The organism is Pseudoalteromonas byunsanensis, assembly GCF_001854475.1.
Taxonomy (GTDB): Bacteria; Pseudomonadota; Gammaproteobacteria; order Enterobacterales; family Alteromonadaceae; genus Pseudoalteromonas; species Pseudoalteromonas byunsanensis.
This window is the reverse complement of the sequence record NZ_MNAN01000035.1, coordinates 1-13018: the sequence shown is the minus strand read 5'-3', so window position 1 is coordinate 13018 and position 13018 is coordinate 1. Positions and strand designations below refer to the sequence as shown.

10 protein-coding genes, 1 other RNA gene and 1 pseudogene are annotated in these 13018 nt (G+C 41.8%); 10 read left to right on the top strand and 2 right to left on the bottom strand.

Going from position 1 to position 13018, the window contains the following annotated elements; translation table 11 throughout:
* Window positions 1-8: 8 nt before the first annotated feature.
* Entirely contained in the window at window positions 9-1325 is a 1317-nt protein-coding gene (tilS, locus tag BIW53_RS16230) for a tRNA lysidine(34) synthetase TilS (RefSeq protein WP_070993095.1), read from the top strand.
* Window positions 1318-1671, top strand: a complete 354-nt coding sequence (locus tag BIW53_RS16225; protein ID WP_070993094.1) for a hypothetical protein — start codon at window positions 1318-1320, stop codon at window positions 1669-1671. Before tilS ends, BIW53_RS16225 begins: the two co-directional genes overlap by 8 nt.
* 58 nt (window positions 1672-1729) lie before the next feature.
* Here BIW53_RS16225 and BIW53_RS16220 read toward each other — a convergent pair whose 3' ends face one another.
* The gene (locus BIW53_RS16220; RefSeq protein ID WP_070993093.1) at window positions 1730-2626 is read right to left on the bottom strand and encodes a GGDEF domain-containing protein; all 897 of its coding nucleotides are present in this window, start codon (window positions 2624-2626) and stop codon (window positions 1730-1732) included.
* 144 nt (window positions 2627-2770) lie between these two features.
* Here BIW53_RS16220 and BIW53_RS16215 point away from each other — a divergent pair, with 144 nt between their 5' ends.
* Window positions 2771-4738, top strand: coding sequence for a monovalent cation:proton antiporter family protein (locus BIW53_RS16215; protein WP_070993092.1), 1968 nt, complete (start codon window positions 2771-2773; stop codon window positions 4736-4738).
* A gap of 3 nt (window positions 4739-4741) precedes the next feature.
* Here BIW53_RS16215 and BIW53_RS16210 read toward each other — a convergent pair whose 3' ends face one another.
* Window positions 4742-5893, bottom strand: a complete 1152-nt coding sequence (locus BIW53_RS16210) for a patatin-like phospholipase family protein (RefSeq protein WP_070993496.1) — start codon at window positions 5891-5893, stop codon at window positions 4742-4744.
* Between the two features lie 158 nt (window positions 5894-6051).
* Here BIW53_RS16210 and BIW53_RS16205 point away from each other — a divergent pair, with 158 nt between their 5' ends.
* The 7 genes and pseudogenes from BIW53_RS16205 (at window position 6052) to BIW53_RS16175 (ending at window position 12947) form a co-directional block, all read left to right on the top strand.
* A complete protein-coding gene (locus tag BIW53_RS16205; RefSeq protein ID WP_070993091.1) occupies window positions 6052-6951 on the top strand; it encodes a DUF3014 domain-containing protein in 900 nt (299 codons plus the stop codon).
* Window positions 6952-7076: 125 nt separating this feature from the next.
* Window positions 7077-7173: signal recognition particle sRNA small type (ffs, locus tag BIW53_RS16200), an RNA gene on the top strand.
* Between the two features lie 340 nt (window positions 7174-7513).
* Window positions 7514-9358, top strand: coding sequence for a hypothetical protein (locus BIW53_RS16195; RefSeq protein WP_070993090.1), 1845 nt, complete (start codon window positions 7514-7516; stop codon window positions 9356-9358).
* Between the two features lie 156 nt (window positions 9359-9514).
* Window positions 9515-10411, top strand: a complete 897-nt coding sequence (locus BIW53_RS16190; RefSeq protein WP_070993089.1) for a hypothetical protein — start codon at window positions 9515-9517, stop codon at window positions 10409-10411.
* 50 nt (window positions 10412-10461) lie between these two features.
* Complete coding sequence (locus BIW53_RS16185; RefSeq protein ID WP_070993088.1) at window positions 10462-11088, top strand: hypothetical protein; 627 nt, start codon at window positions 10462-10464, stop codon at window positions 11086-11088.
* 29 nt (window positions 11089-11117) lie between these two features.
* The gene (locus BIW53_RS16180) at window positions 11118-11423 is read left to right on the top strand and encodes a hypothetical protein (RefSeq protein ID WP_070993087.1); all 306 of its coding nucleotides are present in this window, start codon (window positions 11118-11120) and stop codon (window positions 11421-11423) included.
* 549 nt (window positions 11424-11972) lie between these two features.
* A pseudogene (locus tag BIW53_RS16175) lies at window positions 11973-12947 on the top strand (transposase).
* Window positions 12948-13018 lie beyond the last annotated feature (71 nt).

Here is a 13018-nt window from a genome sequence, read left to right as displayed (position 1 = left end):
TGTGAATTATGAAAAATACCACGCTATATAAACAGTTTTTATCAGCGGTTAATACGCTAAACCCTCATCGACGGCCCATGAGCGTAGCCTTGTCGGGGGGCGTTGATTCTGTGGTGTTACTCCACCTTTGCCATACTTTATGTGCACAACAAACTGATCTGCGCATAGAAGCTATCTATATTGACCATGGTTTATCAGCCGACTCAAAAGCCTGGCAGCAGTTTTGTGAGCGTCTTTGTCAGACTTTACATGTTGAGTTTAAAACCACTTCGGTGGTTATCGAACAAAAAGCACGGCACAGTTTGGAGTCACAAGCTCGCGATGCACGTTATGCCGCGTTGGATAAACTTGCACACGAAGATAGCCTCTTGGTATTAGGGCAGCATGGTGATGATCAACTGGAAACATTCTTACTTAGATTAAAGCGTGGCTCAGGACTAAGTGGCTTGGCGTCAATGCGTCAAAGCGCCGAGCTTGAATCGGGGCGTCAGTGTATTAGGCCATTGCTCAGTGTGAGCCGACAAGATATTGAAGCGTTTGCAAGAACATTTGCTATTTCCCACATCGAAGACTATTCCAATCAAGATGATCGTTTTGATCGTAACTTTCTTAGAAACCAAGTATTACCACTGCTTAAATCTCGTTTTAAAGGGTTTTTAAGCAGTGCTTTGCGTAGTATTGAGTTACTACAGCAACAGCAATTGTTGATTGATGAAATCACCGCACAAGATTTACAACTGTGTCAAACGGCTGAGCGCACCTTAAATCTTGTGGCGCTGTCAAAGCTGAGTCAGGCTAGGCAAGCCAATGTAGTGCGAGCTTGGTTGCAAAGCCATAGCATGAATATGCCCTCTAAGGTGGTATTGGAGCAGTTGTTACATCAAGCTTTTACCAGTAAACAAGATGCTCAACTTAGTATTGTTATGGGGCAAGCCGAGGTTAAGCGGTATCGACAGCACTTATATTTGGTCACACCGAAAATAACGCCACAGTCGCAAGTCATTACTGGCCTAAACTGCGTAGCAATAGATGATTTGCAAATGCTCAAGGCCATATTTGGACCGGGAGTGCGCTTACCCACTGAAAATGAGCAAGTCTCGGTTGTGTTTGGCCGTATGAGTGACAAAATAAGGCCGTTGAATAAACCGGGCCGCAATACACTAAAGCACTGGCTTAAAGAAGCGGGTGTACCCAGTTGGCAACGTGCTCACGTACCCCTGATTTATTATAATGAGCAGTTGGTGCAAGTAGTAGGATTTTATTTGGAACATACGCTGTACGAACCACAGCAAGGTATACAATGGGAAGTAACGAGAAGTGAATAGTCAAGAAATCGGAAAATCGTTGGCAAGTAAAGCGCCTTGGGCGTTATTGCTTAATATTGCTTTGTTTGCGTTATTAGGTGTGATCGATGGGGCGCCACTGTTGGCAAACCTTCTGTTTGCGTTGTTGTTTGGTGCGATAAGTACAGCACTTCTTCTGCTTTATTGGCATGAAAAAGGTGGCAGCTTTTTTATTTTCGCATTACTAATGCCATTACTTTTGATCATATTGAGTGAGTTGAATAATTTTATAGCGTTGGCTTGGGTAATAAATGGTTACTTCTTTGGCTTTGCTATTGCACTAATCATCTACCGATTAGCATTTCTAAAAGACACTGTGGTTAATTAGAAAATTGCAGGCTCCGCTAGGGGCGCTCCGCTCAAGGAGCAGAGCCTGCTAAAAATGATTAACTGGTTCGTGCGCAGTTGCGCCCGTGCGCTTTAGCTTTGTACAAGCCTTTATCGGTACGAGCAAAAATACTCGCCTCGCAATCTTGTATATTGGATAGTGTAAAACCAATACTGGTGGTAACACCAAATTTAGACAGTAAATGACATTTACGAACCGTATGCATAACTCGCTCTGCAATCACTTTATTGGTAGTAAATTGCGGGTCGTCAATTATGATGGCAAACTCGTCGCCACCAAAGCGGTATACCGTATCAGTACTGCGTACCGATTGCTTTAAGATATCAGCAAATTTAATTAACACATCATCACCAGCACTGTGGCCATGGCGGTCATTTACTTGTTTGAAATTGTCCAAATCCAGCAACATTAAACTGAAATTGCTTTGCAAACGGCGAGTACGTTCAATACGCTGTGCCAAACTATCACTAAATTGGCTGCGGTTATAAAGACCCGTTAAAGAATCTTTCGTTGCAAGCTTTAATACTCTGTTATAGGTCAACGCATTGCGCATCGGGTATAGCAGTGCACAGTGTAAGCGGCATAGCTTTGCTTTGATTGCATCGCTTATTTGGTACTGACAAAAGTAAACAAGCTGGCCTAGATGCTCTTCGTTTAACTCAAGATCGAACTTAAACGGTATATGCTGATTGTCACTATTGTACATTTGTGCCACACCCAGTGATGAGTGAAACTGTAAACCAGACAACTTAATAATGCGTTGCGCGTGTTCGGCGAACACAGTCAGCAACTCATCTATATGAAGCGTGGTTTGTAATTGCTCCACAAGTTTATGGATGGGATCCGCCTCACGGTTTGTATATTGCTCGGTGTTGAACGGCAAATAATCGCCGCGTGTTGACACGCGTTGAGCCAAAATATGGACATTTTCCATTCAGTATTCCCCTAAGTACTACTATTGTCTTACTCTAAGCGAAAAATGTGCCAATAATTTAAACTGGCTGAAAAACAATTGCTTGCTATATTTAATGACAAGCGTCTTCGCTATTTCCCAGATTTTTGACACTTTGGAGGCCACTTGCAGAACATTTTTGCCGAGGTTTTTGCCCTATTGCTTGCCGCTGCGGTTTTGGTGTGGTTGTTTAAGCGTGTGGGCTTGCCAGCAATTTTGGCCTATTTAGTGACTGGGGTGCTCGCTGGTGGTTATGGTATTGGCTGGATGAGTATCAGCTATGAGATGCACTTTATCGCCGAGCTGGGTATTGTGTTTTTATTGTTCAGTTTAGGGCTGGAGTTTTCAGTTCCAAAACTCATGGCAATGCGTAACTTGGTGTTTGGTCTTGGCAGTTTACAGGTGTTAGTAACCACCATTGTAGGAATGTTTGCTGTCAAAGCACTTAACTATGATTGGTTAAGCGCTTTTGTAATTGCCAGTTTAATGGCGCTTTCGTCAACTGCTGTGGTAGTCAAAATACTCAAAGAAAGCGGCACTTTAAACTTACGCAGAGGGCAATTGGCTATTGGCATGTTGCTGTTCCAAGACATTGCCGTGGTACCTTTATTAATTGCTTTTCCGCTGATCGCTCAATCAGAAAATCAGGTATTAGTTGGTGCTCTGGCCTTTGCTTTGGCAAAAGGGGCATTTGTATGTTTGTTGCTTTGGGCGATTGGTAAGTGGTGCCTGCCGAAAATATTTAATGAAGTCGCCTCGGTGCGCACCGATGAATTGTTTGTGCTGACCACTATTGTGGTTGCCTTGTGTGCAGGGGCGTTGACCTACTTGTTTGGGCTATCTATGGCTTTGGGCGCATTTTTAGCGGGTATGATGCTTGGTGAGAGTCAATATCGGCACCAGCTTGAGGCCGAGATCAGACCATTTCGTGATATTTTGATGGGGTTATTCTTTGTCACTATCGGAATGCAGCTCAATGTGCCATATGTTGCGAACAAAATAGGGTATATCGTTTTGGCTTTGGGGGCATTGTTGTTATTCAAAGTGCTTATCATCGCTTTGCTTGCTCAGCTAATGGGTGAGCGTAAAAAAGATGCGATGGCAACGGGAATATTGTTGTGGCAGATGGGGGAGTTTGGGTTTGTTTTGGTGGCATTAGCAAGTAAGCACAATTTACTTGATGCAAACAGTACCTCATTTTTGGTGGCCTTAGGCGTGTTATCAATGGCTATTACTCCTTATTTAATCGATAGAACGCCTGTGATTTTACGAAAACTCAATATTAACGGTGGCCATCATAAAAATGACTACAGCCAGCTGTTCAATAGTGAAACGCTAAGTGATCATGTAGTTATATTAGGGTATGGGAGAGTTGGTCAAACAATAGCCCGTTTTTTAAAACCCGAAGCCATTCCTTATCTGGCCATAGAGCGCAACCCGAATCTAGTACAAGAAGCACAGACAGCAGGGGAGCCCGTGATGTTTGGTTATTCGGGCTCTTCGGCACTGCTAAAATCAGCTAATGTGGATAAAGCCAGATTGGTGATCATCACTTGCTCAGACTTCAATCAAAGTCATGAGGTCATCGACGCGATACGACGTGTTGCACCCGATGTAAAAATACTGGCTCGTTCAACCGATGATAGTCACCTTGATGCGCTAAAAGAGCTTGGTGTTACCGAAGTTGTGCCAGAAGCGTTGGAAGCCAGTTTGATGCTAGTGTCGCATGTGTTGCATATGTCAGGTGTGCCCATGCGGCGCATTTTCAAGCGAGTCAGTAAAGAGCGCCATAATCGCTATGAATACTTACACGGCTTTTTTGCCGGAGATGAGCAAGACCCATTAGAGGCCAACGTAGATAGGCTTGAGTACCTCCACGCATTAGCATTGCCTGAGTCAGCCTTCGCGGTTGATAAGACCATTGAGCAATTAAGTTTAGACAAACAAAAAGTGGTGATCACGGCACTGCGTCGAGGGGGGCAGGAGCTGTCTGCTCCCGTACAAAGTATGGTTTTACATGCCAATGATGTCTTACTGCTAAAAGGTAAACCTAGAAGAGTAGAGCGTGCCGAGCAGTATTTGTTAAATGGTTAGCCGTTACTTATCATCTAAGTCTAAAAATGCCCGTATTTCATCAAGCCTAGCCATGCCGTCTTGATACCCAATTTCTATCAGATGTTGCGTGTAACTTTTCTCGAATAATAGATAGCTGGTTAAACTTGAGCTGGAGTGGCGTTTTACACCCAAAGTACGCATCAGTAACTTAATTGCCAGCGGCATATCATCATAATATTGTTCGGCAATGTCTCTGAAGTTTACCGTAGGGTTGATCACTAATGTTTCGATGGCCTTGAGCTCTTTGTGTTTGTCTTTGGATGGTAACAAGTTAATGGTGCGGTTGACGCGGTGTAGTCGCTCCAAATCTGACTGTAGCGTGTCACTAAAGACACTATCGAGCAAGTGACCAGCAATTGCAGACATACCTGGGAAATGCGGCTCATAGCCTAGCGGTGCGCGTATTTTTGGCTGCTCTACACCAATCACAAATATTTTTTCTGCCCCTAAATGAATAGAAGGGCTCAGCGGTGACAATTGGTGAATTGAGCCATCACCGTAGTAATGATGTTTAACCCGTACACTGGGGAAAACCATAGGAATGGCACTGGAGGCCATCAACACATCTAATGAAATTCTGCCAGGTACACCCTCACGTTTTGCGCGTTGCCAGGTTTCGGCATTTTTGGCTTGGTAATAAGCCACCGAGCGGCCAGTTGAATAACTCGATACGGTGACAGAGATAGCATCGATAAACTGTTTGTGTATATTGCGCTCAATCCGACTTAAATCTAATACTTGACTGAGTAAACTGCGCAGCGGTGAGTTATCAAGCAAGCTTGCAGGTGGATGATTTAGATGGCTTGACTGAAAACTACGCATGGCATTGGCGATAAGGTAGCCAAATGAGCCTAGAAAGTCGCTACGATACACCATATGCGATTGGAAGCTCTTCCATACCCATTCAATTTTACGTACCGCAAGGTGCATACAAGAGGCATAGCAGGCCAACGCCGCTGAGTTTATGGCCCCGGCGGAGGTGCCATTAATGATTTGAAACGGAACCGGCGCTGTGCGCGGCATACTAAGAGCCAGTGCTTTGAGCACGCCAACCTGATATGCGGCGCGGGCACCACCTCCCGTTAGCAGCAAGGCCACCTTTGGGCGATTAGCTTTACGTTGCTTTAAATTCATATATCCTCGAAAAATAATGAACTTTTTACTATATTGCTCATCAGTAGATAATAGTCCTGCTATCATCGCAGTATAAGTGCTTTCACTTTTACTTTATGTTTTAATTTTTAAATATTCAAAAAGAATATTGTTTTTCAAGCTAATTTTATGGAGCGGTTATGTCAGAGCACAGTTCGGAGCATACTCACAAAAAGGGTCCGTCACGCAGTCAGTTGTTACTGGCGGCCAGCGTGCTGGTGGCGTTGGTGATAGTGGTAACTTTTGTGTTATCAAAACAAAATGAACAAAAGCAAGAAAACGCTAAGTTCTCGCAGGACGTGGTAAAGCAACAGCAGCAAACCTCGCAACAGATTAATACCGCACAATCAAAACAGGAAGAACCTGAACAGGACAGTGCCCCTGAGCCCGTTGAACAACCGCCGCAAGCACAGCGCAACGAAGAGCCATTAGACGTGCGCACGGCAACACCAGAAGCCCCAGAGCTCCCACCGCTTGATAGCAGCGATGAAGCCGTTAAGCAAAGTGTGGCGCAGATGATGAGTGAAAAAGCCTTGGCGCTGTTGGTGAGTGACGACATGGTTCGCCGTGGCGTGGTATTTGTTGATAACCTCGCCAAAGGTAAAGTTGCGCAAAAGCATATGCCAGTGAAAAAACCTCAGGAACCATTTATGGCTCTTGAAGGCGACATTGTGGTGACTGACCCAAACAGCTTTGAGCGTTACACACCATACGTTGATATGCTATCAAGTATGAGTACCGCTCAGATAGTACGCCTATTTGATAAGTTTAAGCCGCTAATATCGCAAGCCTATGAGGAAATTGGTTACGATGGAGATGACTTTAACCTGACTTTGGATAAAGCCATCACCGAGCTTTTAAACACACCGATCCCAGAGAGTAATATTCCGCTTATCAAAGACTCTGTGACATATCGATATGCTTATCCTGAATGGGAGCAGCTATCTGAGGCGCAAAAACAGTTTTTGCGTATGGGTCCTGAAAACATGAAGAAAGTAAAACAGCGCTTAGAAGCCCTGCAAAAGTCGCTCAATAAGTAGCAACTCCAACAGCCAACTGCTGGATGTTTAAGCAGTTGGCTTAATTAACCTAGTTTTCCCTTGAAACTGCACCCGAAAGTAGAGATAATCCCTCCCGCGCCAAACAAGGCCCTCAATGGTAGTCTTATTGGTCCTCTCGCAACAATAGCAGGTGAATCTGGTCAGGCCCGGAAGGGAGCAGCCACAGCTTGTGACTTGTGTGCCGGGATGTGGCTGGTAAGACTACCACCCAAACTCCAAAAATTTTTCTAGCTCCAACACTCGTTTCATCTATACCCTTTAAAGCTTTATTAATCTTCGGTTCTCTCATTAAACTTATTTAAATCATATTATTAGCCCTCTAAATCAATAGTCTATTTCTACTAATCAACTAAAACTCAACTATACCAAATGGTTTCGTTTGCTGTGCTAGGCAAAGTCATTGCTCTGTGAGTGTGTTACGTACTTTATAACAGTTCTTATGAACTATTTATGTAGTTACTATTTGCCAGTATACGTATTAGCGGTCTATGGTTAATTTCAGACCAACTATAAAAAAATATTATAAATAACAAGGATGCTTATGAAATTATCAAATGTTTTGTCATTGGTTAACCAAGTTGAAAAATCTAAATTTATAAATGCTGTAGACCGTATTTGTAGCGATGCGGTTAAGCATGATAAAAAAATTGAGGCGCAACTTAACAAGCTTGACGGACAAATAAAAAATGCTTCTAGCACTGACATAACTCAGCTATTTAAAATTATCCTACCCTACTTTGAAAAAGCCGTGAGAGAACGACTAGCTATGTTGGGGGCTCAAGCAACTCTGTTAACGAATATACTCAGTCGAGATGGAAACAGTATAGCGAGAGTGACTTGGGTAGAATCACTTTATGCTAAAGAATGGAAAGTCATTAATCGCCGCTCAACTGAGTTGAAAGCTGAGATCGACCTGGCAGATGACAGTGAGTCATTTAGTGACGCTAAACGGCTGGGAATCTATTATGCATGCTTTAGCGAAGCTCACTCTAACGATGAGCGGATTAATAGAGAAGCCAAAATAACAGATGACGAAAGAGGTATTCTCAATGTGCTTGCTAAACAGTTGGATGTAACGGCAGATGATCAAGCTGGAATTGAGCATCTGGTAGATAAGATACCAAAGGGGGGCGTTCAAGAAGCTTTGAATGAACTACGAGAAATTGGTTTGGTGTTCATTAGTAAAAAGTTACAAACAGTATATGTTCCAGATGAAATTGTGAGTTTAATGCATCGCATTCAAGGTAAAGAATTAGCAGATAAACACTTGTTAAGGATTCTCAGAACATTTAGTGACGCAGAGTTATCGAATGTACTTAAAAACCACAGAAAAAAAATTAGAGGCGTCGAGCGTAAAGAGAAAGTTTCAAACATCATGAAACTTGGTATTCCAGTAACACAAATCTTACAGCATGACCTATTTAGTGATGAAGTTACCATCAATGAAAGGAAAGATAGGTTAAAGACTCTTATACAAGATCTAGAATTGGATCTGGATAAGCTTGGCAGCACCCTTGAAGAGAGAATAAGCATAATACTAGACTCTCTAAATAACTGTGCAGAGCATGAATTTAATGTGCTCAGCGCCACAGGCTTCAAAGAGCTTTTTTCTGCACTTCAGAATCACTTCCCCATGCTTTCAAAAGTACTCAGATATGAATTTGAACTTGAAGAGCAAGAAGAGCTCGATGTAGAAAAGCTGCGCGGGCTTAGCATCACTCCATATGACATTCTTTATATGTTAACCAATGAAGAAGTCAAAATTGTTGTAGAAAGTATGGGTATTAAGAAGCGCGGAAACTTACGTCTAAATATCTTAAATAGCTTTGCCGATGCGACTGACAAACTGATAGACAACTATTCAGCACTTGCTCGTAGAGACTTAGCATCTTTGAAAGCAAGTAATATTGATATTGCCGAGACTGATATTGGCTTCAAGTTTGAAGAAGTGACTAAAGCTATATTTGAACAGCTTGGACTTGCAGTAGACGAAGACTTGAGAAGAGTGGTCAACACATCGAAAGACAAAGCTGACGTGCTGATTTCTTTGAGTGAAGACGATGTGATCGTTGGTGAAGTTAAAACGTGTAAAAATGGTGATTTTGCAAAGTATTCAACGACCTCTAGGCAAGTGAAGGCTTATGTGAATCGTTGTGAGTCCGCAGGGAAACGTGTTGCTCAGGTATTAATTGTTGCTCCCACTTTTTCTGATGACTTTGTAGAAAGCGCAGAAATGGATACAGAGGTTAATATTTCTCTTTTAGAAGCTGAAGGGCTTAAGCGTATCTTAGACGCATATAAATCTAGGCGAAATCCCAAATTCTCTGCAAAGCTTTTCACCAAAGGCGGACTTTTAAAAGCAGATCTAATAGCGAAGAACATTTGATTGAGGGTGCTTTAATTTTAAACATAATTTAAAGACTAAATAATGGGTCAAGTTTTGCTTTTTGACTTGCTAATACTCAGTTCTATGACAGAACGCAAGATCTAACCCTTAAGCATATACTGACTTTAATATAAAGGTAGTCTCAAAGGGAAGAGTATGAATAATTTCGATAAGATTTACTTCAAAAGCAAAGCAGTAGGAAGGTTGTCATCACAGAGTTTGAATGAGCTCAAATCTACTCTCACTGAAATTGAGGGTAGCAAGAGTAAACTCGAAAGTGAAATCAAAGCCACAAACGAACAGCTTAAAAAGCAGGAGTCGGAGCTTTCGTGGATTAATTGGTTTCCTCTAAAACTTTTTTTTCAAAGTAAGATCGAATCAAAAAAACAAGCTATAGCAAAAACTAGCGAGGTTCTAAGGAAAAAAGAGCAAGACTATGAAAATCACACGTTGGGGCTTGAAGTTGAGCTGACTGACCAGCTTGAAGCCGCTTTTGGTACTCTTGATGATAGATTCTCAGAGGTTCTTAACATAAAGAAAGTATGGGATATTACAACATCGCAGTCGATAGATCGTGTTGCAGAAAGAACGGTTGCAAACAATGTCATTGAGCGCAAAGAGATCAGTTTAAAGAGAACAAGCAACAGCAAAATACAATGTGACTACAAAGCACTTCATTTAGAAAATGCTAACGGTGGTGATTTGCATATTTTTCCTCAGTTTCTCTTTGTCGATAGCGGCGATGACTTCGCTCTGATTGATTTACTTGACGTTGATGTAGAATTTACTCTGACAAATTTTATAGAAAGTGAATCCGTACCAAGTGATGCTGAAGTGGTTGATCATACTTGGGCAATGTCAAATAAAGATGGCAGCAGAGATAAACGTTATACAGACAACTATCAAATTCCTGTTGTTCAGTATGGAGAACTTCACCTTAGCTCAAAATCAGGGCTTAATGAGGTGTACATGCTAAGCCATCCTGAATCGGCATTTAATTTCAAAGAAATGTTTGACGAATATAAACAGGTTTTAGCAAGTGCGGGAAACTAGTAATCGCACGGGCTATGGGAGTAATTTGTAAGCACCAAAGGAGAGTTTCAGTGTACTACGAAAAAATTGGAGGTTTTGAGGTTAAAGCTTTCTTTGATTCTGATAAAGGGCAGTTAGTTCACAAAGTGACGTACCGTAGAAAACTCCTTAAAACCCGAGTCCTAGGTGATAGATTATCTCAAAGCTACATTGGCCATAAGTTGATCATTGCTGATTTGGCAAGTGTGTTGAGTTGGGGAAACATTGCTATGACTTTGCTTGATAGAAAGATTCAACCACCTGAAAATAAAACAATCCTGCACAGTTTATTTGTGTCAATGCTCACGACTTACTGGAAGTGTTTCGCCGATACAAAAGGGCGACATGGAGTTCAGTTAAATAGGAAGCTTGTACCTAAGCAATACATTGTGGTTCATGATGAGTTACGAAGAATGAGGCATAACCTTGCGGCTCATAGTGGTGATGACCCATTTGAAAATGGCTATGTCCTTTACGTAGAAGATGTGGCTGGTAAAAGTAGATTTGAACCATTTGTTTTGCCAGTTCATTGGAAAGCTTATGGAGCAGATAAAAAGATGATAAAAAATATAACTGAACTCTCGAAGCAGCTTATTGATGTGTTGGAAGGAAAGCAAGAAAAGCTACTTAAAAGAATTATGGATAGCGTGGATAAATAATAATTGAAGCTCTTGAGTTGGAGAAAGTGATGGTGACTAAATTTCATAGGCATACTTTTTCGTTTGAAGGGGGGGAGCAGCTTACAACTATCGGTGCTACTTTTCTCGTTTCTTACCTTTATCATCGCTATATCGACTCTGAACATGATAACTGGACGAAAATTAAAACAAAAGAATCTAGAATTAGTGTTATAAGAAGAAATGAGCATCACCATAAGACTTGGCTTAGGCATATTGAAAACATGAAGGCTGCTAACCTTAATCGTAATACTCTGGGTTTGCATGGCCCTGAAATTTTAGAAATGACTAAAGCTATAAAAGAGTGTTTAGGGTAACGCGGTAAGTCGCATTGTTTCTGAGTAAATTCATAATTTCTGTCGGATGGCGGCACTGCGCGCCTTATGCCGACCTACATCAAAGGTAGGTTGGTTAAGCCGAAGGCGTCACCCAACAGAGTTTCAGATTCATGCCTTGAAGTCTGTTATTGGCACGAAGCGTGTCAAGTTGACCAGTACAAATGAATCGTTATGTTTTTGACTTTTCTTTTTGGGTTACTAATTTTTTACTACCATATCTTGTTGTTTTAATTATTTTTTGTATATTTAGTATGATTTCCACTATAAATTTGTAAGTCACTTCAAACACCAATTTTTCTAGCTCCAACACTCGTTTCATCTATACCCTCTAAAGCTATACTAATTCTGTACCAACTCTCTCATTAAGCTAAACCTTATTACTAGCTCTCTAAATCAATAGTTTTCACTATTTACCCCTGTGGCAATCATAGTAACATGGACAGTCACTCCCACTTGAAACTTTAGCTGTCTTGTCTAAGCTATTAATTCTTCAATTTTATAATCAATTCTAAGTTCAAGGAGTGAACGATGGGATTAGCAAGGAAGCGGCAAATCAGTTTGTCAGATACACCTTATTATCACTGTGTGTCACGCTGTGTTCGCCGCGCATTTTTATGCGGAGAAGATAAGCTGACGGGTAAATCATATGAACATCGCCGCGGCTGGGTAGAGCAGCGTTTACTGTTCTTAGCGAAGGTGTTTTGCATCGATGTGTGTGCTTTTGCAGTCATGAGTAATCACACCCATGTAGTGTTGTATATAGATGCTGAAAAAGCACAGAGGTTGAGTGACAAAGCGGTGTTACTACGCTGGCACAAGCTGTTTAAAGGCTCAAAGCGTGCTCTGATGTACTTACAAGGAGAGTGCTTAGATGAAGGTCAGCGCTTCTTTTTAGACAAAGAGATAAAAGAATACAGAAACAGACTCTCAAGCATCAGTTGGTTTATGCGTGTCCTTAATGAAAACATCGCGCGCAGGGCGAATAAAGAAGATAAATGCACAGGTCATTTTTGGGAAGGGCGGTTCAAAAGCTAAGCGCTATTAGATGACGCGGCTCTAATGGCCTGTATGGCCTATATAGATTTAAACCCTATCAGGGCGGAGATGGCAAAAACACCAGAAGACTCAGCTCATACCAGTATTAAACTACGTTGCCAACATGCAAAAGCAGGTAAACAACCAAAACAGCTTGCACGCTTTGCGGGTAGTCCCAGAAAACATATACCAAAGGGTTTGCCATTCGAACTTAAATCTTACTTACAGCTTGTTGAGCTCACAGGTAAATGTATTCGCTTAGACAAACGTGGCTACATAGAAGAACATGAAGCGCCCATCTTGCAACGATTAAACATTCAAGCTTACAACTGGATAAAGCTCACAACGCAATTTGAAAAGGTGTTTCATGGCGCAGTAGGTAAAACACATAATCTTGATGTGTACTGTGAGCGACAACAGCATAAACGGCGACGAAGTATCAAAATTAGTGAAGCGCTATTTTCCTAATATCCAGCTAGCAATTATCCACACCAAGCGGGATATGCTGTAACAGGCAGGGACCATTGCGTTTAACACAT

Excerpts from the sequence above, each read along its gene's own strand:
- BIW53_RS16180 (WP_070993087.1), top strand. The coding sequence starts at position 11,118 with ATGGTGACTAAATTTCATAGGCATACTTTTTCGTTTGAAGGGGGGGAG.
- BIW53_RS16220 (WP_070993093.1), bottom strand. The coding sequence starts at position 2,626 with ATGGAAAATGTCCATATTTTGGCTCAACGCGTGTCAACACGCGGCGAT.
- BIW53_RS16190 (WP_070993089.1), top strand. The coding sequence starts at position 9,515 with ATGAATAATTTCGATAAGATTTACTTCAAAAGCAAAGCAGTAGGAAGG.
- BIW53_RS16195 (WP_070993090.1), top strand. The coding sequence starts at position 7,514 with ATGAAATTATCAAATGTTTTGTCATTGGTTAACCAAGTTGAAAAATCT.
- tilS (WP_070993095.1), top strand. The coding sequence starts at position 9 with ATGAAAAATACCACGCTATATAAACAGTTTTTATCAGCGGTTAATACG.
- BIW53_RS16210 (WP_070993496.1), bottom strand. The coding sequence starts at position 5,893 with ATGAATTTAAAGCAACGTAAAGCTAATCGCCCAAAGGTGGCCTTGCTG.
- BIW53_RS16205 (WP_070993091.1), top strand. The coding sequence starts at position 6,052 with ATGTCAGAGCACAGTTCGGAGCATACTCACAAAAAGGGTCCGTCACGC.